Source organism: Limosilactobacillus sp. (assembly GCF_051873035.1).
GTDB lineage: Bacteria > Bacillota > Bacilli > Lactobacillales > Lactobacillaceae > Limosilactobacillus.
The window spans coordinates 37,766-62,020 of record NZ_JBJEEL010000019.1 but is presented as its reverse complement, the minus strand read 5'-3'; the positions used below and the strand labels follow the sequence as shown (position 1 = coordinate 62,020).

The following is a 24,255-nucleotide window of genomic DNA, read 5'->3' as shown; positions in this document are numbered from 1 at the left end:
GACGCCGGCTTTTATTATCGGCTTATAGCCGATGTGCAAACCACCCGTTTGACGGATGGTTATGATTGCTAGCCAGTTATGAACAGCATGAGCCTTGCCGTTTAATAGGTGCGTTAGTATAATCAGAATAAGAACAATTAACGGCCGGGAGGGATGACGATGCGTGTAACTGAAAAGGCGCCTGCAAAGCTAAACCTTAGTTTAGATACACCAATGCGGTACTTCGATGGTTCGCCACGGTGGAATATGGTAATGACGTCCGCGGACTTGGCTGACTATGTAACCGTTGAAACTCACCGGCGGCCGGCGACAATTAAGGTTTACACGAATAGTGGCTTTTTACCAAATGACCAACGTAACCTGGCTTACCAGGCGGCCCATATTCTTCGTAGTCGTTTTCACTGCCGCGAAGGGGTAACGATCCACATCCGCAAGAATATTCCGGTGGCGGCTGGCCTTGGCGGTGGTTCCTCGGATGCGGCGGCCGTGTTACGAGCGCTAAACAATATTTGGCGCCTGGGCCTGTCGATGGATGAATTGGCTAAAGTGGCGTTGACGATTGACTCCGATGTCCCCTACTGTGTTTATAGTCGGCTCGCCCACGTTACCGGGCACGGGGAACAGATTGAGCTGTTACCACCACAACCACACTACTGGGTGGTAATTGCCAAGCAGCAGATTAGTGTTTCTACTCCCCAAATCTTGCGGCAGATTAACTATGAGCAGCTGGACCACCTGGATAATGATCGGTTGCTGGCTAGTCTACGTAAGCAAGATTGGCAAACGGCTACCCAGTACATGGGCAACGTCTTGGAACCAGTAACGATGAAGTTTCACCCCGAGATTAAACGGCTGAAGGACAAGATGGTTAGTTTAGGGGCGGACGTGGCCCAGATGAGTGGAACGGGACCAACCGTTTTTGCCATTTGCCATACCGAGTCGCGGGCAAAACGTATCCAAAATAGTATTTCCGGTTTCTGCCGGGATGTTCATGTAGTGACCTTACTTTAAGGTGGCTAGAAATAGTGAAGGCAGTTCCTAACGGTTGAGTTTTTCAAGTGTTGGGAGCTGCCTTTATTTTAGTGGGCTTAACAGGAAAAGGACTATTCCGGTGCTTGCATTGTCGGACGTTTTCCAGTAAGATAGTCACTGTTCCAAATAGTAATGATTACGATTTAATAAAAGAGGGAAAAGATGCGAAAATATTGGATAGGAGTGGGGATGCTGGTTAGTCTCCTCGTAATTATCTTACTCCTCTCGTTGGTACCGTTTCGTGGCCGCGGTCCGGCAGCAAAGCCAATCCGGGTAGTGACCAGCCTTAATTTTTACGGTGAGGTCGCGAGTTCGGTTGCCGGCAAGTATGGTCAGGTAACCGCGGTGATTAATAATGCTTCAGTTGACCCCCATGATTATCAGCCTAGTACCCAGCAGGCCCGTGAAATGAGTACTGCGAACGTGGTTATTCAAAACGGGCTGGGTTATGACCATTGGTTAACCAAGTTAGCCCGCTCCCAGACGGGGAAGCGGCCGGTAACCATTGATGTTGGTCGCCAGGTAGCTGGTAAGCACAATGGGGATAATGAACACGTTTGGTATGAGCCGACAACCATGGGGAAGCTAGCAACTGTATTAGCCGCTCGTTATAGTCGGCTTGACCCGGCCCATGCAGGTTATTATCACCGACGGGCCCGGGCGTACCAAAAGTCACTAGCACCCCTAAATAGGGAAATTACTAAAATTAAGCATGGCATGACGAATAAGAAGAGGGTGGCGGTCAGTGAGCCGGTCTTTGATTATGCCCTAGACCACCTTGGTTACCAGATAATGGATACGCACTTTTCAAAGGCAATCGAAGATGGGAATGACCCGTCACCACAAGATGTTGCTAGTTTACAGGCCGCCATCCGTCACCACCAGATTGCCTTTTTCGTTGAAAATACGCAGTCGGACGACCAGGTAATTAATAACTTAGTCAAGCTCGCACGGCAAAATAATGTTCCGGTTCTGCGCGTGACGGAAGCTAAACCGGCCGGCCTTAGTTACCGCCAGTGGATGATGAAACAGTACCGAGAACTGGCAAGAATTCAGCAGAAGGAGAATTAATGTAGTGGCAGTATTATCTGTAGAGGATTTAACGGTAGCCTATGGTGACCACCCAGTCTTTAAGGACCTTAGTTTTACGGTTAACCAGGGTGATTTTTTGGTGGTGGTTGGTGAAAATGGGGTCGGGAAGACGACCCTGGTGCGGGCCCTACTAGGTTTAATTAAGCCCAAGGCCGGAACCATTAACCTGCCCGCCGACACCCGGATTGGCTACGTTCCCCAATTTCGGAACCTCGATGAAGAGTACCCGTTATCAGTACGGGACTTTGTAGCGCTAAACAGTCGGCAGTCTCGTTGGCCATGGTTGAATCGGCGCGAACGTAAAGACCTTAACCGCATGATTAAGATCACCGACCTTACGCGGATTGCGGACCGTCCCTTGGGACTGGCCTCCGGTGGTGAAAAGCAGCGTGCCTACCTTGCGCAAGCACTTCTTCCCGATCCGCGCCTGTTGATTTTAGATGAATCAACGGCCAGCCTAGATAATGAGATGAAGTATAACCTACTCGACCTGGTTAGTCGTTTTCAACAGAGCGGACTGAGCGTAATGTTTATTACCCATGACTGGGACCTCGCCCACCATTGTGGGACCCGTTATTTACACATGAGTAAGGACGGCTATGAGACGGGCTCAATTGATGAGTTGGCACAGCTTGAAGAGGAGGCTGATAAGTAATGTTGACCCTTGCTTTTATGCGCCATGCCTTTGTCGCCAGTACCTTCATTGCCATTATTAGTGGGGTAATTGGTGTCTTTGTGGTTGCCCGGCAACTATCGTTTTTGACCCATACCCTTTCGGAAATTGGCTTTGCTGGGGCCTCTTTTGCCGTCTTTGCCGGTTGGGCGCCATTAAATGGGATGCTTTTGTTTACCATCCTCAGTTCGGTACTGGTTGGGCAGATGAGTATCAAAGAATCACGACGCGAGGCGGTAATTAGTGCCGTCTCGGGGTTGTTCATTGGCCTTGGGATCCTTTTCCTTTCCCTCAGCAGTCAGAGTGCTAGTTCGGCTACCAGTATCTTGTTCGGTAGCGTTGTCGGCATTAGTGCGGGGGAGGTCCACCAGCTAATCCTGCTCTCTGCCGCGGTCTTTTTGGTTACGATGATAATGTATCGGCAGTTGAAGTTCTCGTCGTTTGACATCGTCGGTGCCCAGGTCAGTGGCAGTAACCAAACGGTGATTTCGGTCACGTTTTTAATCCTGTTGGCCCTAAGCGTCAGTGTCGCTGCCCAGATCGTCGGTTCGCTGTTGATCTTTATCCTGCTGACAATCCCCGCGGCTAGTGCCAAATACTTTACCCATGGTGTGGCCAAGATGATTGGCTTAGCGATTCTCTTTGCCCTTCTCGGGACCTGGACCGGCCTCCTGCTGGGTTACCTAACTAACTGGCCCGTTAGTTTCTTCATTGCGGCGATTGAGGTGCTGATCTACGTAATTGCGTTAATTTATCAAAATATGCTAGAGGCTAACTAGTTTTTATTCAGTCGCGAAGTGGACGTTGCCGTCGATTTCGCGCTTTTTAGTATTTCATACGGAAAATCCGAACATTTTATGGTAGAATCAACATGTATTAACCCATTTTTTTGGAAAGGCGGACAGCACAATCATGAAAGTACGAAGAAGTAACCGGTTAGTTGATATGACCCATTACCTTTTGGAACATCCGCGGACGTTAGTTTCATTAAAGTTTTTTAGCGAACGTTACGGCTCGGCTAAATCATCGATCAGTGAAGATTTAAGTATCATTAAGCATACTTTTCAGAGCTGGGGTGAAGGCCGCCTCGAGACGATTCCTGGTGCTAGCGGCGGTGCGGTGTTAACTCCTTTTTACTCTAAGGAAAATGCTGAACAGGCAATTGCCGACCTGGTTAAGGAAGTGGATGATGATACCCGCTTCTTGCCGGGAGGCTACGTTTACCTATCAGATTTGATTGGCCGCCCGGACATTTTGCACCGGGTGGGACAATTAATCGCGACCCAGTACGTTGACCAAGATGTCGATGTGGTCATGACGGTCGAAACGAAGGGAATTCCAATTGCCCAGGCAGCGGCAATGTACATGAATAAGCCATTCGTAATTGTTCGAAACAGTTCCCACATTACGGAAGGCCCGACGGTTAGCGTTAACTATGTCTCCGGTTCCGTTAAGCGGATTAAGAAGATGGAATTATCACGGCGGACCCTGTCGGCCGGCGCTAACGTAGTGGTCGTTGATGACTTCCTCAAGGGTGGGGGAACCCTGAATGGGATGCAGTCTTTGATTAAGGAATTTGATGCCCAATTAGTAGGGATGACGGTCCTTGCTGAGGGGGCCACTAATGGCAAACGGTTAGTTGATAACTGCATCTCACTGGTTAAGGTTGACGCCGAAGACGATGGTGAGCACAAGACGATTACGGCCCGTCCGGGTAACTTTATGGAAACGGTATTTGGAAAGGAAAATTAAGCATGGAGAAGAGAAATGCAATTATCTTGGCAGCTGGTAAGGGTACCAGGATGCATTCAAAACTTTACAAGGTTTTACACCAAGTGTGTGGTAAGACAATGGTCGATCACGTATTGACCCAGTTGGAGAAGGCTAAAATTGATACGATTATTACGGTAGTTGGTTTTGGTGCTGATACCGTTAAGGAAACTTTGGGTCACCGGACACGTTATGCCTTGCAAAAGCAACAATTGGGGACCGGGCACGCGGTTATGCAGACCGAAGACCTGTTAGGAAATGAAGACGGTGAAACGATCGTTGTCAGTGGGGACACCCCACTATTCACGGCCGATACGTTTGAAAAGCTATTTGCTTACCACGAACAGCGGCACGCGGCAGTGACGATCTTAACATCAGTTGCTCCGGACCCAACGGATTACGGCCGGATTGTTCGAAATGATGTGGGGATCGTGGAACGGATCGTCGAAGAAAAGGATGCGATCGTCCAAGAGAAGGCCATCAAGGAAGTTAATACGGGTGTCTACTGCTTTGATAATAAGAAGCTCTTTGCGGCCCTCAAGAAGATTAATAACAATAACCACCAGGGTGAGTACTACCTCACCGATGTCATCGGCGTCTTAAAGCAGGAAGGCGAAATCGTCACGGCCTACAAGATGGATGACTTTGACGAATCCATGGGGGTTAACGACCGGATCGCCCTTGCTAAGGCTAACCAAGTTATGCGGGACCGGATTAACAAGCATTGGATGGAGGAAGGGGTCTCAATGATTGACCCGGCGACGACCTACATCGATGCGGACGTTAAGTTAGGTAAGGAAACCGTCTTGGAAGGAAACGTGGTCTTAAAGGGTCACACCGTCATTGGCAACGATTGTTACATCACCGCTGGTTCACGGATTGTGGATTCCACGATTCACGATGGGGTTAAGATTACCTCTTCAACACTGGAAGAGGCCGAGATGCATAACGGCAGTGACATTGGCCCTAACAGTCACCTCCGTCCGGAAGCTGAAATCGGGGAAAATGTCCACATTGGTAACTTCTGTGAAGTTAAGAAGGCCTACATCGGTGCGGGAACGAAGGTCGGTCACCTGACCTACATCGGAAACGCAACCCTGGGGAAGAACATTAACGTCGGTTGTGGGGTTGTCTTTGTCAACTACGACGGGACCAACAAGCACCATACCAATGTTGGTGACCACGCCTTTATCGGCAGCAACAGTAACCTGGTAGCACCGGTTAACATTGCCAAGGATTCCTTTATCGCCGCTGGTTCGACAATTACTGACAGTACGGCCCAGTATGATATGGCAATTGCCCGTGCACGGCAGACCAATAAGAAAGATTATGCCAAGAAGTTGCCATGGTAGCCTTAGTTTTGCTTGCTTTTTAATTCTGAGCTCTATATCATAGATAAGGATAGACAAAAAGAGACTTACTTAAACTTCCGGAGGATCTAATGACACAGTCTAATACTGATTCTAATTTAAAATTGTTTGCTTTAAACTCCAACCGGCCGTTAGCGGAAAAGATTGCGCAACACCTTGGAATCGAGCTTGGTAAATTGTCAGTTGACCGTTTTAGTGATGGTGAGATTCAAATCAATATCGAAGAAAGTGTCCGTGGTGATGATGTTTATGTCATCCAATCAACGTCGGCACCGGTAAACGATAACTTGATGGAACTTTTGATCATGGTGGATGCATTGCGCCGGGCGAGTGCAAAGACCATCAACGTTGTAATGCCTTACTACGGCTACGCCCGTCAAGACCGTAAGGCCCGGAGTCGGGAACCAATCACCGCTAAGTTAGTAGCAAATATGCTGCAAAACTCCGGTGTTGACCGGGTAATTGCCTTAGACTTGCACGCGGCACAAATTCAAGGATTCTTCGATATTCCGGTTGACCACCTGATGGGGGCACCGCTGTTAGCCGAATACTTCATCAAGGAAGGGGTCGCTAACAATGCGGTCGTTATTTCCCCGGACCACGGTGGGGTTACCCGTGCGCGGGCGTTGGCTGAATTCTTAAAGACGCCAATTGCGATTATTGATAAGCGCCGTCCCCGGGCCAATGTTGCTCAAGTAATGAATATCATTGGGGATGTAAAGGGCAAGACCTGTATCATGATCGATGATATGATCGATACGGCCGGCACGATTACGCTCGGTTCCCAGGCCCTAATCGATGCTGGGGCCAAGGAAGTTTACGCTTCATGTACCCACGCGGTGCTTTCGGGTCCAGCGATTGAACGGTTGGAAAAGTCACCACTGAAAGAAGTAGTTGTGACGGACTCCATTCAATTGCCAAAGGAAAAGCAGATTGCAAAGATCAAGCAGGTATCAGTGGCACCATTGATTGCGGCAGCAATTAAGCGGATTAACGAGAACCGGCCGGTCAGCCCACTGTTTAAGCAAGTTTTCCAGAGTGCTGAAAAAATCAAGTAATTAAATTAGGATTACTACAGATAGCAAAAGGAGATCAAGCCAAAAGCCGTAATCGGCTTCTGGCTTGATCTCCTTTCTTAATAACGGGGGCGTATTCTTAAGAGCGTTTTAAGATTTTGAAGGTTAATGGTGATCCATGCTATAATTAGGGAGCAGTAGTTAAGGAGGATAACATGCAAAACAGACATTTATTTAACAAGGTGATTACCGGCTCGACAGCAGTGTTGCTAGCATTAACACTGGCTGCTTGTGGTCACCACGATGCGGTTACGACCTCATCGAGCAGCTCATCTGTTCGCTCAGCCAAGACTACTTCCAACAATGGTAGTAAGGCTTACCGGTCGGCCAACAAGTTGATTCGTAATAATAACTATGAAGCGGCGTATGACCGGCTGAACAGCGTTGACAACCGGTCAACGCAAGAGAATAATCTTGCTACTGATTTGCAAAATTACATGAATGCCCGGACCTCGTATAAGAGTGGGGACTATGCTACTGCTGCAGCCACCCTTAAGGAACAGAAGTCAACTAGTCCGGCAATGCGTGATGCTTACAGTGACTTACAGGATAAGATTTCTAAGGCGCAAAGTAGTAGTGCCTCAAGCAGTAGCAGTCAAGCGATCAGTAAGTCGTCTAGCAGCAAGAGTAACAGTAACAGTAGTAGCCAGACTACTTCTGATCAAACCAATGATGATGTCGTCGTTGAATTTGCTAACAAGATGGGCTTCAGTGGTGATAAGGGATACCAGATCATTCAAACAGATAAGTCTGGTAATACTTACAAATTTGAAGTTCGGCGGAGCAACAGTGATAACACCGTTGCTAACCTGGTTGGTATTTACCAATACAATACGCAGTCTGGCGCAGTGACGAAGTTAAGTTAGTAGGTTACTTGGTCAGTCGTCAGTGTGGATATGCCTATTATGATATTCACGAATAGTGGCCCCCATCCCTCGGTATTGACCGGTGGATGGGGGCCTTTTGACTTGGGGAGGAGAAAAAATGTGTACCGTAATGACAACGAGTGAGCTCTGGGGACGGACGATGGATTTTCCCCCACGGACACCATGGCACCTTACCTATTTACCAGCCGGTTTTCAATGGCAACCAGCGATTGGGCACCGGGTTATAACTAGTCGTTACCGAATTTTGGGCGGGATGCGCCACTTTGCTGGGCATTACCTAATTGGTGACGGGGTGAATGCAGCGGGTTTACTCTGTGCAGAACTCTTTTTCCCGGTTGCGGCCCACTATGCCAGTCAACCTAAACCCGGGACACTGGGACTGACTCCCCAGGATTTCATCACCTGGGTGCTAGGAAATCATGATTCAGTAGCCGAAGTAGCGGCTGAGTTGGACCGGGTAACGGTTGTCGGTGCGCCCTGGCATGATGGTAACCATTATCCCTTTCACTGGTTGTTGCAGGACCAAACCGGGACGTATTTGATCGAGCCGTTAGGCGAATATTTACGGGTACGAAATAACCCGGTGGGGGTTTTAACCAACACGCCGGAATTTGATGAGCAAGTTGACCGCCTTAATAGTCGACTGGGGTTAACCGGCCGGCAATTTGTCCCCGCAGTGGTGGCTGCCTACCACGGATCGTGGCCAAGCGGTGGTAATGCGGTTGATCGTTTTCAACAGGCAACGTTCCAGCGCTGGCAGTCAACACCACGGACAGTGGGGGAAATACAACGGTTTTTAATGCAGGTGACGGTGCCACATACTCCCCGACACCGCAATAACTATACCCACTACCGGGCCGTTTTTGACTGGGGAGCTAATAAATACTATTTCACGGATTGCCATCGTGGGCTAACGACGGTCAAAGGCTTAGCTGATTTAACCGGGCCGCGTCCACTAACGTTTGACTAACATTGACTAAAAAACAGCATCACCTTCTAGAATTTACTAGTCTTGAAGGTGATGCTGTTTAATTTTTAACCGATTACTTAAAAGACGTATTTCTCAATCGCCGCGGCAACACCGTCATGGTTGTTATCGGCGGTAACGTCGTCAGCAACCTTCAGAGTCTCGGGAACGGAATTCCCCATTGCGACCCCCGTCCCGGCAAACTCAATCATTGAGTTATCATTCTGGGCGTTTCCCAGGGCCATGACCTCAGTCGTCGTTAGGTTTAATTCTTCACAGAGCCGCTTGAGGGCCGAGCCCTTGCTAACTGCCTTGTGCATGAATTCTAGGTAAAAGTCTTCGCTCCGTACGATTGAAAAGCGGTCGGCCAGCTCCTGCGGTAGGTCCGCGTAGGCCCGGTCAATTACGGCTTTATCATCGACCATCATGGCCTTGGCGATTACGTATTGGTCCTGGATCCGGGCCATTTCGTCTAGGGACCGGTAGCGGACCGGCATTGAGACTAGCCCCGATTCATGGATCGTGTATTTACCAATGTCCTGGTTTGTAGTGTAGATGTAATCCCGGGTTTCGATCTGGGAATGAACACCTTCCTTTAGGCAGTAGTTTACCCAGTCGGCATAGTCATTAAAACTGATACTGTCATCGACCATAACCTTCTTGCTGGTCGTTTGGGCTAGGGCACCATTGAAGCTGACGACGTATTCGTCATCACGGTCGTTAAGTCCTAGTTGGTTAAGGTAAGCCCGTACTCCCGTCATGGGCCGACCGGTGCAGAGCACAATTTTAACTCCGGCTGCGCTGGCCTTCTTGATTGCTGCAACTGTCCGGGGCGTGATTTCACGTTGGTCATTGATTAGGGTACCGTCGATATCGATCGCTACCATTTTGATCGCCATTTTAATTGGCCTCCTTTGGGTTAATAATATGGTTATTTTGGATATAACTCTGGAACCGTTCGTAGATTGGTTCAAATACCTCAATGTCTTGGTGCGTTTCAAGCATTTCCTTAGGGAAGAAGAAGCGCTGGTCACCGGCTTCCCGTCCGGAGACGCTGGCAACCAGGGTGGACACTTGGGATAGCTCAACGAAGTCACCGTTGGGCTGGACGAGTTCGATCTGCGTTTGGGGATTTGAATCCTGGGGGTTGTAGGTGTCATACGGAAGTTTGAAACTATCATTGACGGCGGTGTAGTAGTTACTATTGAAACCAGCCGTTTGAATTAACTCCCGCAGTTGGGGTAAGAGGGCCGCCGAGTGCTGATCATAGATTGCCGATTTAAATGGGCGCCGGTAGAGAAAACGCCGGGCCAGGTCACTTAACACGTCGTCCCGCGAGTGTGTCCAGTGGTTGAAGTAGGTCGTTAGAACCCCATCGTCCAGTGACAGGTAGTCCTCAAGGGTGAAGCGGTGGTTAAAAAAGGGCATCAGCATGTGGGGGGTAAACTCCGGTTCAAAGTCATTCGGGTGCTCATAGATGTATTTGGCCCGCATTAGGAGGTGGTCCAAAATAACTTCCATTGAACGAGAAACGGGGTGGAAGTAAACCTGCAAGTACATTTGGAGCCGACTGATGATGTAATCCTCAACGGCGTGCATTCCCGAAATTTCAAAGGCGATCCCGCCCTTAACCGGCCGCATAACGTGCAAAACCCGGTCGAGGTCGAATTTACCGTAGTTGGTACCGGTGTAATAGGAGTCCCGTTGCAGGTAGTCCATCCGGTCCGCGTCAACTTGACTAGAGATCATTTGAACGACCTGCTGGTTGCGGTAGGTATGGTCAATCACGCTGGCAACCTGGTGGGGGAAGTCAGGGGAAACCTGCCTGAGGATTCGGTTAATATTGGTTTCGGGACTAGTAATTAGCTGGCGGGTAATCTGCTCGTGGTTAGTCTTAAAAATATGCTCAAAGGTATGGGAATACGGCCCGTGTCCCAGGTCATGGAGCAGTGCAGCACATAGGGAAATCGGCCGTTCACGGTCATCCCACAAACCATCGCCGGGGTTCATGCTCGGGTAGTTTCGCTGAAAGTAATTACACATTTCCCGGGTGATTTCATAAACCCCCAGGCAGTGACCAAAGCGGGAATGCTCGGCACCATGAAAGGTAAAAGAGGAGGTTCCCAATTGCTTAATCCGGCGGAGACGCTGGAACTCCGGGGTATTGATTAGGTCAAGGATAATTTGATTATCGACAATGATTTGACCATGGATGGGATCACGAAAAACCTTCTCTCGCGGAAGCTTAGCATCGTTGAAATCCAAACCTTATTCCTCCTTCGTTAGGCGGTCCTGTAACTTGCTGATGGTGAGGCGTTCATCATTCAGGTACTTGATGAACTGCGGCTGCCAGGTGAGCTGGTGGAAGTCCTCGTTGTTGCGGTGGCTAAAGACATGTTCGAGCCGGTACTGGGCCTCAGCCACCGTTAGTGGTTGGTGGAGAAGGTCGGCGATGGTCGTCATGGTCGTGGGCCAAACATCGGGGAAGTGCCACTTGTTAGTAGCATCACCAAGCCCCGCGTCGTAAAAATCACGGATTAATTCACCACGTTGGGTCTGGTGACCATTAATGCTGAGGTAGAGCATCACCACTACCCCAACTTGGTTCCGCCGTTGTGAAATTCCCCCAATCTTTTGGCCATTAACTTGGACGTCAAAGGTTCCGGGACAATAGGAGTGGGTAACCTCACCCGTAGTGATTGTCAGTTCAGGAAAGGCAGCCTGGATAACGGTAATCATTCGTTGGTAGGCCTCGTCGATGGTTAGCTGACGTTTTTCGAGGTGCCACGGGAAAAAGAGTGAGAAGTTTAAGATTCCAGCATCGCTGACCACCGCTAGTCCACCAGAGTTACGCATAAAGTAGTGGTAGTCGTGTTGACGGCATAACTTTAATGCGTCTGCTAAGTGGGGGAGCCGCTGGTCCTTCAGTCCGAGGATGACCGTCTTATCAAGGGTCCAAAAGTGGAGCAGCGGGCCGGTAAGGGCGTCACTGCTACGCAACAGGGCGTTGGTATAAATAAATGAGGTAAGGTTATTGGCGGGGCGGAGTGGTTGGTTGAACTCGGCGACCGTCTGTTGACGAAAATTATTCATTATAAGACTCTTCTTTATAAATGTATTTACATAATAGTATTATACAAGAAACCAGCGGAAATTAATGCGAATTGGTCACATTATTATGCCGAGTTCAGTATAATAATGTAAAAACGAGTGAAGGGAGGAAAGAAAATGAAAAAGATAACACCAGTCCAGGTTCACCTCTCAAGTACGATTCAGCAAGATGGTCAAGCGGAACAATTCACCTTTGACGAACAGGGCTCCTTTGTGGAATTAAATGGGAAGTATTATTTGCGTTACATTGAACACCAGGGTGGCACGACAACCCCCGTCCAATTTCGCCTGGATAACCAGGTTCATTTACACCGGGCTGGGGTGGTTGAAACGCAGCTTGATTTTGATTTAACCACGCCAACGAGTACCCGTTACCGGACCGAATATGGGATTATCCGCCTGACGGTGACCACCGAGCGCCTGGTCAAAAAGGTTGATCCGCTGGCCCCCGCTGGTGAGTTAATCGTTGAGTATACTTTGGCAACGGAAGGACAACTTGTAGGAACTTACCGTCTACAATTGCAATTTAGTGCCTAATATTGTAAGATGTAGGTTAGACTTTTTGAAGGGATGTGCACCAATTTGGAATTAAAGGTTTTTGACGGCCAAGACAAATCAGAACTTTCAATGGTTGAGGTAGCACACGCTATCTTAGCTCACAACGGAGAGGCAATGGCGTTTGTAGACCTAACCAATGAGATTCAACAATACCTGGGCAAGAGTGATGAGGAAATTCGGGAACGCCTTGCCCAATTCTACACTGATTTGAACGTTGACGGCAGTTTTATTTCCCTTGGTGACAATACCTGGGGCCTGCGGGCATGGTACCCATTTGAATCAATCGACGAAGCAACGGTTGGTGAAAATGAAGACGAAGAAGACAGTCCTAAGAAGAAGCGCCGTAAGGTTAATGCCTTCTTAGCTGATTCAACCGATGATGACGACGTAATCGACTACGACAATGATGACCCAGAAGACGATGACCTGGATGATCAAGATGACGACAACACCGATGATGATGACGACGATTACGATGAAGAAAATGACGAATTTAATGATGACGATGAATTAGACGACAGCATCGAAGATCAGTTATCCGAATTGCATGAAGACGATGACGATGACGACGATGATGACGAATAAATACGAGCGTGACGCTTGACTATTACGAACGGACCCTGTATTATCTTTCTTGGGCGCCTGTAAAATAGCACAGGCTACGAAGTTCGTAAAAATAAGGAGCTCCCTATTTCAGTTGAAATGGGGAGCTTTTCTTATTTTGCCAGTACCTAAAAATAAAAAAAGGAGTAGTAACGCAATGACGAAGTACATTTTTGTAACTGGTGGGGTTGTTTCATCATTAGGAAAGGGGATTGTTGCCGCTTCCCTTGGCCGCCTGTTGAAAAACCGGGGATTGAAGGTTGCAATTCAAAAATTTGATCCATATATTAATGTGGACCCCGGCACGATGAGCCCTTACCAACACGGTGAAGTGTTCGTTACCGATGACGGGACTGAAACCGACCTGGACCTTGGCCACTACGAACGTTTTATTGATAATGACTTGAATAAGTATTCTAACGTTACTACTGGTAAGATCTATTCAGAGGTCTTGCGTAAGGAACGACGGGGGGACTATCTGGGTCGGACCGTCCAAGTAATTCCCCACATTACCAACGCCATCAAGGATAAGATTAAGCGGGCCGGCGAAAGTAAGGATGCCGAAGTTGTAATCACTGAAATTGGGGGAACCGTTGGGGATATCGAATCCCAACCATTCATGGAAGCCATCCGGCAAATGCGTGAAGAAGTCGGCTCCGAAAACGTCCTTTATATTCATACCACGCTGGTTCCATACCTACGGGCAGCGGGTGAAATGAAGACCAAGCCAACCCAACACAGTGTTCGTGAATTGCGGGGCCTGGGGATCCAGCCTAACATCTTGGTAGTCCGGACCGAAAAGCCGATCACGGATGAGATGCGCAAGAAGATTGCCCTTTTCTGTGATGTTGATCCGAAAGCGGTAATTGAATCACTAGATGTTAATACCCTGTATGAAATTCCGTTGAACTTGCAAAAACAGGGGATGGACCAACTGGTTGTTGACCACTTTAACCTGGACGTGCCGGTGGCGGACATGCGGGAATGGACGAACATGGTCAACCACATCGAAAACGAGTTGACTAAGACGGTTAAGATCGCCATGGTTGGTAAGTACACTGACTTACAAGATGCTTACATTTCGGTTAACGAAGCACTGCGGCACGCCGGTTACCCGGTTGATGCCAAGGTGAAGATTGACCACTTCAATGCCGAAAACATTACTCCAGAAAATGTCGAGGCAACCTTAAAGGACTACGATGGTATTCTGGTTCCTGGTGGCTTTGGTAACCGGGGTGTGGAAGGCATGATTACCGCCATTAAGTACGCACGGGAAAATGATGTTCCTTATCTGGGGATTTGTCTGGGGATGCAAACGGCCTGCATCGAATTTGCCCGGGATGTTCTGGGCTACCAGGACGCTAACTCCACGGAATTTGACCCGAACACGGAGCATAACATCATTGACCTGATGGCTGACCAAGAAGATGTTGAAGATATGGGGGGTACCCAGCGGCTGGGTGCTTACCCTTGCAAGCTGAAGCCCGGGACAGTGGCAGCAGCAGCGTATGGTAATAAGTCGATGATTAGTGAACGGCACCGGCACCGTTATGAATTTAACAATGCCTACCGGAAGGAAATGGAAGACCACGGCCTGGTAGTTTCCGGTGTAAATCCTGACCGTAACTTGGTAGAAGTAGTGGAACTCCCTGATAAGAAGTTCTTCGTGGCTGCCCAGTACCACCCTGAATTCTTGTCACGGCCAAACCGCCCAGAAGGACTGTTCGCCGCCTTTGTTAAGGCCGCTGCTAACAAGTAATTAGGAAAATCATTAGAGGAAGATTAGGGAGCACCGCGGAAAAGCAGTGCTCCCTTTTAAATTCCTTAAGATTACCCGTAAAAGGTTGTAATTTAATAAATAATTAATTATCATTACTATTGATTGTTTACTAACAATACCCAAAATTTAAAAACGATTATGAAACTAACCAATTTAAGTGAGGAAACACGGAAATGAAAAGAATGATCATTCAAGGAGGAAACCGACTCTCGGGTGAAGTAACCATCGGTGGAGCAAAAAATAGTACCGTTGCGTTAATTCCGGCCGCCATCTTGGCGGATACGCCGGTCCAGTTTGATACTGTACCGGATATCTTGGATGTTCACAATCTGATGATCATTTTAAAGTCAATGAACGTTAAGTCAGAGTTTAGCCACGGCGTTTTAGACATTGACCCAACCCAAATCATCGAAGCTGAACTTCCAAGTAAAGCAATTAAGAGCTTACGGGCTTCTTATTACTTTATGGGCGCATTGCTAGGTCGTTTTCACCGTGCAACTTTAACCTTTCCAGGTGGTGATAATATTGGTCCACGCCCGATTGACCAACACCTGAAGGCTTTTAAAGCTTTAGGTGCAACCGTAAGTGAAAACGACGGGACCGTTCATTTGGAAGCTGCTAATGGCTTGCATGGGGCCCGTATTTTCATGGATATGGTTTCAGTTGGAGCGACAATTAATGCGATCCTGGCAGCGGTTCGTGCTGAGGGTACTACCATTATTGAAAATGCTGCTCGGGAACCCGAAATAATTGATTTAGCTACCTTTTTAAATAACATGGGTGCTAAGATTCGGGGAGTCGGTACCGATACAATCCGTATTACCGGGGTAACGACATTACAGTCCATGAACACTCACACGATTATTGCGGACCGGATCGAATCCGGGACCTATTTGGCACTGGCAGCGGCGCTTGGTGATGGTGTAATGGTTCATAACGTCATTCCAGAACACCTGGAGTCCTTTACGAGTAAGATGATTGAAATGGGTGTAGACTTACAGATTGACAGTGATAAGATCTACGTTCCTAAGACGACCAAGTTTAAGCCAGTTCATGTAAAGACAATGCCATTCCCTGGTTTCGCCACTGACCTGCAACAACCACTGACACCGCTGATGTCGTTGGCAGATGGCGATAGTGTAATTGTCGACACAATCTATCCTAAGCGGGTTAAGCATGTTCCAGAACTACAAAAGATGGGGATGCGGATTGAGGCCCACGATGGCACGATTGTGGTTAAGCATACTGAACACCTGCACGGTGCTAACGTTAATGCGGGTGAGATTCGGGCAGGCGCGGCTCTGACGATCGCCGGTCTCATGGCAGATGGTACTACTATCATCAATAACGCAGGTAATATTTTACGCGGGTATGACCGGATTGTCTGGAAGCTTAACCGTCTGCACGCGAACGTTTCGATCGAGGACGATTCTTCGGTAAAAATTAGCTAAGTAGTTGCGCTGATAATTGATTCGTGTTATTCTGTTAGGGTTGATTATCTATGTTTCAGGCAATGATTCATGGCAAAAGGAGCGTATAAATTATGAAACAAGGAATTCATCCAGATTACCATCCAGTAGTATTCGAAGATTCATCTACTGGTTACAAGTTTATTTCTGGTTCAACTGCCACTTCTAAGGAAACCATCAAGTGGGAAGACGGTAATGAATACCCATTGATCCGGGTTGAAGTTACTTCTGATTCACACCCATTCTACACTGGTAAGCAAAAGTTTACCCAAGCCGATGGTGCGGTGGACAAGTTCAACAAGAAGTACGGTCTCAAGTAAGACTAATTATAAAGGGGGACGGCGTTGGCCGGCCCCCTTTTTTGTTTTGGTTAACTTAGTTTCCACTACTGCCGGTTTGTGGTAAACTGAAGCAAGTTTAGACGACTAAGGGGGAAAGCAACCTTGGATAAAAAGACAAGACGGGGGATGCCGGACTGGCTCCGCTGGTTACTAGTAGTTATTTTACTGGTGATTGCAGCGTGCCTGATCTTTAACCAGCAAATTAAGGATCACCTGGTGGGCTCCTACCGCCCAACGATTACCCGGCAAGCGATCAAGAAAAATTCTAGTAAAAAGGCTAATTACGACTATGGCAACGTTAAGGACCTGAACCTGCAAACGGCAGCCCGGGTGCGGGCCCAAAAGCAGCCGATTAACATTATCGGTGAGATTACCGCACCGGACGCTAACATGACGATTCCGATTGCCAAGGGGGTTGACAACACAACGTTGGCTTTGGCAGCCGGGACAATGCGTGAAGATATGCAGATGGGGAAAGGTAACTATGCGTTAGCTGGTCATAATATGGCTAATGGTAGCAAGATCTTGTTCTCATCACTTTACTACCATGCGAAAGTTGGTCAAATGGTTTATATTACGGACCTAAACCGGGTATATGAATACCGTCTTTACGAACGAAAGTTTATTGAACCAACGCAGGTTGAGGTGGTTAATAATACTAAGCAGCCAATTATCACCTTGATCACGTGCAATGCTAACGGTCAACGCCGGCTGTTACTCCGGGGGCACTTTATTAAGTCCGAACCCTTTAGCCAGGCGCCACAGAAAGTGCAAAAGAACTTCAGCAGTAAGTACACTACGGGACGAAATTCGTAATAAAAGAAGCCAGCTCTTTGGAACTTTTGATCCAAAGGGCTGGCTTTTAGTTTAGAGCTGGGCCTGCATTCGTTCTAGCCAAAGGGGAAGGGCCTTGGCGAGACTCTGGTAGGTATCCTCGAAACGGTGAGTGTACCATGGATCGGGGATTTCTTCTTGCTCGTGTCCGGGAACCACTTCATTGGCGAGGTGGATTTTATTCCGGTCAGCAGCCGGGGCTATTCGTCGTAAGTTGTACAGGTTCATGTTATCCATGCAAATGATATAATCGGCCCAGGCAAAGTCACGAGAAGTAATTGGCCGTGATACTAAACCATCAACTGGTAGGTGGTGACGCCGCATTGTTTTTTGAGCACCCGGATGGGGCGGATTTCCTTCCTCTTCACTACTTGTTCCCGCTGAGTCGACTTTGATCTGGTCAGCAAGTCCAGCCGAATTAACGAGCTGACGGAACATGCTCTCGGCCATCGGTGACCGGCAAATATTTCCTAAGCAGACGAACAAAACATTCATTAATTAACACCTCAATTACAAGCCATTTTCTCTATCATACATGAACTACTAAGATTTTGCTAAGGTCCTGATCAAGAAGATTCCCGTGCCTTATTAAATTTGATAAAATACAGGGAGATAGTATTTAAAACGAAGGAGGAGTGCGCTATGGCACTTATCATTGTTATCTTGGTGATTGTGGTGATCATCGGGATCTACATTGCAATGTATAACGGCTTGGTCCAATTACGGGTCCACGCACAAGAATCGTGGAGTCAAATCGACGTTCAATTACAGCGGCGAAATGATCTGATTCCAAACCTGGTTTCGACGGTGAAGGGGTACAGTAAGTACGAAGCATCAACCCTGGAGAAGGTCACACAATTACGAACTGCTCTGAATAATGTCCCCGACGACGATCATGCCAAGAAGATGGAGGTTTCGAATGAATTAACGGGAACCCTCCGGACACTCTTTGCGGTATCGGAGAACTACCCCGATTTAAAGGCTAGCACCGAATACCAGCAATTAATGGAAGAATTAAGTAATACGGAAAATAAGATTGCTTATTCACGCCAACTGTACAACAGTACGGTTGCTGCTTTAGATGCTAAAATTCAAACCTTCCCAAGTAATATTGTTGCTAAGATTCACCACATTACGGCAATGGATTACTTACAAGTTCCGGAGAACGCCAAGGATGTTCCCCACGTTTCCTTTGATGATTAGGGTGAGAATGAATGTTATACCAACAGATTGCACGCAATAAGCGTAAGACGGTCGTGGTCATGGCGGGCTTCTTATTGTTGGTTACGTTAATTGGGGCCGCCATTGGCTACCTTTTTGCCGGCTCCGCTGTCGGTGGGGTGGTTATTGCTGGTGTCATTGCCCTCGTGTACATGTCAGTGATCATTGGACAGTCGACCGACGTGGTGATGAACATGAACAATGCCCATGAAGTTCACTCGGCCCAAGAAGCGCCAGAACTGTGGCACGTGGTAGAAGATATGGCGATGGTCGCCCAGGTTCCGATGCCCCGGGTTTACATTATTGATGACCCTAGTCCCAATGCTTTTGCGACGGGTAATAACCCGGAACATGCGGCGGTAGCGGCAACGACTGGTTTACTGCAGATTATGAACCGGGAAGAGCTTGAGGCAGTCATGGGGCACGAAATGAGCCACGTTCGTAACTATGATATCCGGTTGCAGACGATTGCGCTGGCCCTAGCATCCGCGATTAGTGTACTGGTTAACTTTGCCGGCAACTTCTGGTGGTTTGGTGGCAGCCGGGGAAGCGATGATGATGACGATGGCTGGGGCATTTTGGCAATTGTCGGCTCCATCTTGTTGATTATCTTGGCGCCTTTAGCAGCAACCATTGCCCAGATGGCCCTGTCGCGAAATCGAGAGTATTTGGCCGATGCCGGTTCGGTTGAATTAACCCGTAATCCCCACGGGATGATTAGTGCCCTGGAGAAGTTAAAGACGGCCCAGCCGATGAAACACGTTGCGCCTAGTAGCAGTGGCCTATACATCAGTGATCCAGAAGAAAATGGTCACCACCATTGGTATGAAGACCTATTTGCTACCCACCCACCGTTGGATGCACGGATTAAGCGGCTGGAAGAAATGTAATAATGATATCAATTATTTTGTATAAAAGACTGGCAAGCTGTAAAAGTGCTACCAGTCTTTTCTTTTGTTGTTCCAATAAGTTAAATATAAAAAATAGTTAGTATACTTTTGAACAAAATCACCGGAACCGTTTTCAAAAGCAGGAAATTGTGCTACTATTAACTTAGGTTTATGTGTGGTTTGTGCATTGAATAGGAGATGCACTTATGAGTAAACTAGTGTTACCGCTTAAGCAAAGTGTTGGTGTTCCAGTAACACCGATCGTTAAGGTTGGTGACCATGTTAAGCGTGGTCAATTGATTGGTAAGCCGGATGGATTAGGTGCTAACTTGCACGCCAGTGTTTATGGAAAGATCACTGAAATTAATGATAAAGAAATCGTGATTGAAGCTGATGAAGACCAACCAAAGGACTTCGTTAAGATTCCCGACACGGATTCAAACCTTGAAGCAATCCGTGAAGCGGGGGTAATCGGTGCTGGTGGTGCCGGATTCCCTGCCGCTGCTAAGTATTCACGTCCGATCCCAGGTGGTCATCTATTCATTAATGCGGCAGAATGTGAACCTATCTTAGGTCATAACATTTCGCGGATCACCACTGACGCTGAACAAATTATTCGGGGTGCCGAATACATTAAGGAAATTGTTCAAGCCAAGGATATTCACATTGCGATCAAGCGTTATCACACTAACGTGGTCGCACTGTTAGAAGAATTAACGCGGACCCACGATGATATTTCACTGGAATTAATGTGGAACCGTTATCCAGAAGGGGAAGAACGGGCTGTTCTTCGTGATTCTGGATTATACAAGAAGCCAGATGGCGAAAACGCGGTACTAAAGACAACCGAATTACCATACGCTGCGAATGCGATTGTTACTAACGTTGAAACTGTCTACCGGGCAGCACGGGCAATTGAAAACCGTGAACCAGTAATGAGCAAGGATATTACCGTTGCTGGACGCCTGAATGGTGACAACAAGATGGTCTTAGTCAACAAGGATGTGCCAGTTGGGACCCTCGTTGGCGACGTTTTGAGTGCCTTTCCAAATATGGCCGACTATGGTGAATTAATCATGGGCGGACCATTCACTGGCCACAGCACGACTCTGGATAGCCCAATTACCAAGGTTGATGGTGGTATTATCGCTACCATTCCATTCCCGAACCTGCATGGTGAAAAGGTGGGCCTGTTGGCTTGTGCCTGCAGCGCAACCCCTGCTCGGATGAAGGAAATCGCCGAGAAGATGAATGCGGACGTTACCGGTGTTGAATGGTGTAAGAACGCGGTTGTTAACCCGAAGACGGGGACTGCCAAGTGTAAGAACCCTGGTATCTGCCCAGGTCAAGCACAAACCATTCTAAAGTTGCGTAAGGGCGGTGCCAAGACCCTCTTAGTTGGGAACTGTACTGATTGTACGAACACCGTCATGGGCGTTGCTCCAAAGCTAAATATGCCTGTTTACCACACGACCGACTTTGCACGGCGTGCGGTTGATATGCGGATTATGCGGCACATTTTGCCAGAAAACAACGAGTAAAGTATTAGGGTTTGTTAACCTTTTGATAGAACAATAAAAAATGCATAATAACGGGTATGTAAAAGTCGTACTTAATATTATGTGTTTTTTTATCGTGAAACTTGCGCACTACTGATCAATATAAATTTTCTTAACACAACTATTACCAATTCTTTGCTTAGTTAAGTGCGCGATCTCAAACCTTCAGTATTAAACTACTAATTAGTAGTAAGGTGTTCACTTTTTTATCAGAAACTAACATTCTAAGAAACTTTGCGCAACTGAAGAGAACTGATATAATTTAACGTATTGTTATTAATTATATTAGTGTGTTAGTGAAGGGAATGGATTTATTATGAGTAATGATTCACCTAGTGGTCGACGGCCGGAAGATACTGCCTTCTTTGGCCACCCACATGGTTTATCAACGCTGTTCTTTACTGAAATGTGGGAACGGTTTAGTTATTACAGTATGCACGCGATCTTACTGTTCTATCTGATTGATAGTTTCAGTAAGGGCGGACTGGGAATGAACACGTCGATTGCCACATCGATTGTGGCCATCTACGGGGCCCTAATTTACATGTCAACGGTGATTGGTGGATTTGTCAGTGACCGGCTGTTAGGACCACGGCGGACCGTTTTCTGGGGTGGTGTATTAATTGCCCTCGGTAACTTTATCCTGGTCTTACCACTGCGCTTTGTCGGCCTGTATGTATCAATTGTCATTATTGTTTTAGGTACTGGGTTCTTAAAGCCGAACGTTTCCGACATGGTTGGTGGACTGTATAGTAAAGAAGATACACGGCGGGATGCCGGTTTTAATATTTACTATATGGGGATCAACATCGGGGCCTTGCTTGCACCGTTTATTGTCGGCTGGGTTGGCCAAACCTATAGTTACCATGCCGGTTTCGCACTTTCAACGATTGGGATGGTCTTTGGGTTAATCCAGTACTGGATCGGTAGCAAGAAGTACCTCGGTGAGGACGGCCTGCACCCGAACGACCCAATTAAGCCGGAAGAAAAGGCGAAGGTCATTAAGCAGGTTAGTTTGGTTACGGCCATTGTGATTGTCGGCCTGTTGATTATGTACTTTACCCATACGTTGAACGTTAATAATATTATCTTTATTATTACGATCTTAGGGGTTTTGCTACCAGCAATCTACTTTGTTAATATTTTCCGAAGTCCTAAGATTACGCCGAAGGACCGGAAAAACGTAATTGTTTACATTGTTGTCTTTGTTGCCAGTGTCTTCTTCTGGTCAATCTATGAGCAAACGATGACGATTTTCCCACTGGTTGCTCAACAAATGACGGATTTGAAGTTGTTTGGTATTCATGTTCAAGCTAGTCAATTTACTGGCTTTAACGCATTGTTTGTCCTGATCTATTCACCGATCGTTGCTGCGATGTGGACTAAGATGGGGAAGAAACAACCATCTTCAACTTCTAAGTTTACTATTGGATTACTAGCATCAGCATTTTCGTTCTTGGTACTGCTAATCCCAATTGCGATCAATGGCGTTGGGGTTAAGTTCTCCGGTTGGTGGTTAATTCTCAGTATTGCCATTGTTGAAGTTGGTGAAGTTTTCCTTTCACCTTCCGGATTATCATTAACAACGAAGCTAGCACCAAAGGCCTTTAATGCTCAGATGATGAGTATTTGGTTCTTGGGGGATGCGGCTGCGCAATCATTCAATGCCCAACTAGTAAAGCTATACAGTGTACCGAATGCAGCAATGTACTTCGGTGTGATGGGGGTAATTGCAATTGTGATTGCGGCTATCCTATTCTCCATGCGGGGAATGCTAGCAAAGCTAATTCAATTGTAGGTTGACGATTCTTATCTCTTTCGTTAGAATATTCAGTGGGAATAGATGAGTTCTGGTGTGCTCCCTGGTCCTCAAAACCAGTGCGAGGGGTTAGAAGCCTCTTAGGTAGGTTCGATTCCTACGTATTCCCGCCAGGATGAATATTATTTACTTAAGAGTGGTGAGAGTCGAAGTTATTCGGCTCTCTTTTTTTATCAAAGGAGTGTGTAAAATGACAAAGGTACAAGAAGGCTACATGCCATTTGGCGAATACAAGACCTATTACCGGATTGTTGGTGAAAAGAGCGATAAGGCACCACTATTACTACTTCATGGTGGCCCGGGCTCCACACATAATTACTTTGAAGTACTCGACGACCTGGCAGAAAAAGACCACCGTCAATTAGTTATGTATGACCAAATTGGTTGTGGGAAATCTTCAATGCCTGATGATAAGGCTGAGAAAGTATATAACGCGGCAACGTGGGTAAAGGAATTGAAGGCCTTGCGTGAATACCTCCACCTTGACCAGGTTCACCTTCTAGGTCAGTCCTGGGGTGGAATGCTTGAAATTATTTACCTCTGTGATGAACAGCCACAAGGTATCAAGTCCGGAGTGTTGGCAAGTACCCTGCCAGCTTCCTGGATGTGGGACAAGGAATTACACCGGATGATTAAGTTTATGGATCCGGCAGACCAAAAGGCAATTGCCGATGCCGAGGCTAAGGACGAATTTACCAGTCCTGAATACGAACGGGCAAACGCCAAGTTTATGGAATTACACTGTAACGCGGCACCGTCACCGGATGACCCAGAACCAATCCGGCGGAAGAAGAATGCCGGGACGGTAGCCTACATTACCGGTTGGGGACCAAATGAGTATAATCCGGAGGGTAATCTAAAGGATTATGACTACATGGACCAGCTAAAGGATATCAAGGCACCAATCCTAATCACGAGTGGGACCGATGACCTGTGTACGCCATACACTGCTAAGTCAATGTATGACCGGATTCCAAATGCCAAGTGGCACCTGTTTGAATACTGTCGTCATATGTCCTTCGTGGAGCGGCATGATGACTACGAAAAGCTCTTAATCGATTGGCTAAATGCTAATGATTAAATAAGAAGAATGGGGCTAACAGCGATTTTTAGCGAACGCTGTTAGCCCCATTTTTAATTAAATTTATGAACTTAATCACCAAAAAATATATATCATTACTTTTGTAAATCTGTTATCACAAG

Annotated in this window: 24 protein-coding genes and 1 tRNA gene; 21 read left to right on the top strand and 4 right to left on the bottom strand. The window is 47.3% G+C overall.

The window, feature by feature from the left end; all coding sequences use genetic code 11:
* The first annotated feature begins 159 nt into the window (after positions 1-159).
* From ispE to ACI31H_RS02140, 9 genes are all read left to right on the top strand, one after another.
* On the top strand, positions 160-1,011 hold the full coding sequence (ispE, locus tag ACI31H_RS02180; protein WP_439770358.1) for a 4-(cytidine 5'-diphospho)-2-C-methyl-D-erythritol kinase: 852 nt from the start codon (positions 160-162) through the stop codon (positions 1,009-1,011).
* Positions 1,012-1,194: 183 nt separating this feature from the next.
* On the top strand, positions 1,195-2,103 hold the full coding sequence (locus ACI31H_RS02175; RefSeq protein ID WP_439770357.1) for a metal ABC transporter solute-binding protein, Zn/Mn family: 909 nt from the start codon (positions 1,195-1,197) through the stop codon (positions 2,101-2,103).
* Between the two features lie 4 nt (positions 2,104-2,107).
* Positions 2,108-2,779, top strand: coding sequence for a metal ABC transporter ATP-binding protein (locus tag ACI31H_RS02170; protein WP_439770356.1), 672 nt, complete (start codon positions 2,108-2,110; stop codon positions 2,777-2,779).
* Complete coding sequence (locus tag ACI31H_RS02165) at positions 2,779-3,576, top strand: metal ABC transporter permease (protein ID WP_439770355.1); 798 nt, start codon at positions 2,779-2,781, stop codon at positions 3,574-3,576. Before ACI31H_RS02170 ends, ACI31H_RS02165 begins: the two co-directional genes overlap by 1 nt.
* A gap of 133 nt (positions 3,577-3,709) precedes the next feature.
* Positions 3,710-4,549, top strand: a complete 840-nt coding sequence (purR, locus tag ACI31H_RS02160; RefSeq protein ID WP_439770354.1) for a pur operon repressor — start codon at positions 3,710-3,712, stop codon at positions 4,547-4,549.
* A gap of 2 nt (positions 4,550-4,551) precedes the next feature.
* Positions 4,552-5,919 (top strand): bifunctional UDP-N-acetylglucosamine diphosphorylase/glucosamine-1-phosphate N-acetyltransferase GlmU, encoded by a 1,368-nt coding sequence (gene glmU / locus ACI31H_RS02155; RefSeq protein ID WP_439770353.1) that lies wholly within the window; start codon positions 4,552-4,554, stop codon positions 5,917-5,919.
* 89 nt (positions 5,920-6,008) lie between these two features.
* Positions 6,009-6,995, top strand: a complete 987-nt coding sequence (locus tag ACI31H_RS02150; protein ID WP_439770352.1) for a ribose-phosphate diphosphokinase — start codon at positions 6,009-6,011, stop codon at positions 6,993-6,995.
* 173 nt (positions 6,996-7,168) lie between these two features.
* The gene (locus ACI31H_RS02145; protein WP_439770351.1) at positions 7,169-7,879 is read left to right on the top strand and encodes a hypothetical protein; all 711 of its coding nucleotides are present in this window, start codon (positions 7,169-7,171) and stop codon (positions 7,877-7,879) included.
* Between the two features lie 118 nt (positions 7,880-7,997).
* On the top strand, positions 7,998-8,870 hold the full coding sequence (locus ACI31H_RS02140; RefSeq protein ID WP_439770350.1) for a linear amide C-N hydrolase: 873 nt from the start codon (positions 7,998-8,000) through the stop codon (positions 8,868-8,870).
* 77 nt (positions 8,871-8,947) lie between these two features.
* Here the strand turns inward: ACI31H_RS02140 and yidA are convergent, their stop codons facing one another.
* From yidA to ACI31H_RS02125, 3 genes are read right to left on the bottom strand one after another with little or no spacing between them, the layout of a single operon-like run.
* Positions 8,948-9,766 carry a sugar-phosphatase gene (gene yidA, locus ACI31H_RS02135; RefSeq protein WP_439770349.1) on the bottom strand — a complete coding sequence of 273 codons (819 nt, stop codon included), beginning with the start codon at positions 9,764-9,766 and terminating at the stop codon, positions 8,948-8,950.
* 1 nt (position 9,767) lies between these two features.
* Positions 9,768-11,132: an HD domain-containing protein gene (locus ACI31H_RS02130; protein ID WP_439770348.1), complete on the bottom strand. Its 1,365-nt coding sequence runs from the start codon at positions 11,130-11,132 to the stop codon at positions 9,768-9,770.
* Between the two features lie 3 nt (positions 11,133-11,135).
* Positions 11,136-11,960 carry a lipoate--protein ligase family protein gene (locus tag ACI31H_RS02125; RefSeq protein ID WP_439770347.1) on the bottom strand — a complete coding sequence of 275 codons (825 nt, stop codon included), beginning with the start codon at positions 11,958-11,960 and terminating at the stop codon, positions 11,136-11,138.
* Positions 11,961-12,095: 135 nt separating this feature from the next.
* Between ACI31H_RS02125 and ACI31H_RS02120 the strand changes: the two genes are divergently transcribed.
* The 6 genes from ACI31H_RS02120 (at position 12,096) to ACI31H_RS02095 (ending at position 17,545) form a co-directional block, all read left to right on the top strand.
* A complete protein-coding gene (locus tag ACI31H_RS02120; RefSeq protein WP_439770346.1) occupies positions 12,096-12,515 on the top strand; it encodes a DUF1934 domain-containing protein in 420 nt (139 codons plus the stop codon).
* A 45-nt stretch (positions 12,516-12,560) separates the two neighbouring features.
* Positions 12,561-13,121, top strand: coding sequence for a DNA-directed RNA polymerase subunit delta (gene rpoE / locus ACI31H_RS02115; protein WP_439770345.1), 561 nt, complete (start codon positions 12,561-12,563; stop codon positions 13,119-13,121).
* Between the two features lie 175 nt (positions 13,122-13,296).
* A complete protein-coding gene (locus tag ACI31H_RS02110) occupies positions 13,297-14,898 on the top strand; it encodes a CTP synthase (RefSeq protein ID WP_439770344.1) in 1,602 nt (533 codons plus the stop codon).
* A gap of 194 nt (positions 14,899-15,092) precedes the next feature.
* Positions 15,093-16,370, top strand: a complete 1,278-nt coding sequence (locus ACI31H_RS02105) for a UDP-N-acetylglucosamine 1-carboxyvinyltransferase (protein WP_439770343.1) — start codon at positions 15,093-15,095, stop codon at positions 16,368-16,370.
* A gap of 92 nt (positions 16,371-16,462) precedes the next feature.
* On the top strand, positions 16,463-16,708 hold the full coding sequence (locus tag ACI31H_RS02100; RefSeq protein WP_003714015.1) for a type B 50S ribosomal protein L31: 246 nt from the start codon (positions 16,463-16,465) through the stop codon (positions 16,706-16,708).
* A 147-nt stretch (positions 16,709-16,855) separates the two neighbouring features.
* Complete coding sequence (locus ACI31H_RS02095) at positions 16,856-17,545, top strand: class A sortase (RefSeq protein WP_439770362.1); 690 nt, start codon at positions 16,856-16,858, stop codon at positions 17,543-17,545.
* A gap of 51 nt (positions 17,546-17,596) precedes the next feature.
* On the opposite strand, the gene ACI31H_RS02090 is transcribed toward ACI31H_RS02095, so the two are convergent.
* The gene (locus tag ACI31H_RS02090; protein ID WP_439770342.1) at positions 17,597-18,058 is read right to left on the bottom strand and encodes a low molecular weight protein-tyrosine-phosphatase; all 462 of its coding nucleotides are present in this window, start codon (positions 18,056-18,058) and stop codon (positions 17,597-17,599) included.
* A gap of 147 nt (positions 18,059-18,205) precedes the next feature.
* Between ACI31H_RS02090 and ACI31H_RS02085 the strand changes: the two genes are divergently transcribed.
* From ACI31H_RS02085 to pepI, 6 genes are all read left to right on the top strand, one after another.
* Positions 18,206-18,766 (top strand): LemA family protein, encoded by a 561-nt coding sequence (locus ACI31H_RS02085; protein ID WP_439770341.1) that lies wholly within the window; start codon positions 18,206-18,208, stop codon positions 18,764-18,766.
* Positions 18,767-18,777: 11 nt separating this feature from the next.
* Positions 18,778-19,674 (top strand): zinc metalloprotease HtpX, encoded by an 897-nt coding sequence (htpX, locus tag ACI31H_RS02080; RefSeq protein ID WP_439770340.1) that lies wholly within the window; start codon positions 18,778-18,780, stop codon positions 19,672-19,674.
* A gap of 206 nt (positions 19,675-19,880) precedes the next feature.
* Positions 19,881-21,215 carry a proline reductase-associated electron transfer protein PrdC gene (gene prdC, locus ACI31H_RS02075; RefSeq protein WP_439770339.1) on the top strand — a complete coding sequence of 445 codons (1,335 nt, stop codon included), beginning with the start codon at positions 19,881-19,883 and terminating at the stop codon, positions 21,213-21,215.
* A 334-nt stretch (positions 21,216-21,549) separates the two neighbouring features.
* Positions 21,550-23,031 carry a peptide MFS transporter gene (locus ACI31H_RS02070; RefSeq protein ID WP_439770338.1) on the top strand — a complete coding sequence of 494 codons (1,482 nt, stop codon included), beginning with the start codon at positions 21,550-21,552 and terminating at the stop codon, positions 23,029-23,031.
* Between the two features lie 37 nt (positions 23,032-23,068).
* Positions 23,069-23,165, top strand: a tRNA-Sec gene (locus tag ACI31H_RS02065).
* A gap of 77 nt (positions 23,166-23,242) precedes the next feature.
* Positions 23,243-24,133: a proline iminopeptidase gene (gene pepI, locus ACI31H_RS02060; protein WP_439770337.1), complete on the top strand. Its 891-nt coding sequence runs from the start codon at positions 23,243-23,245 to the stop codon at positions 24,131-24,133.
* The last annotated feature ends 122 nt before the right edge of the window (positions 24,134-24,255 follow it).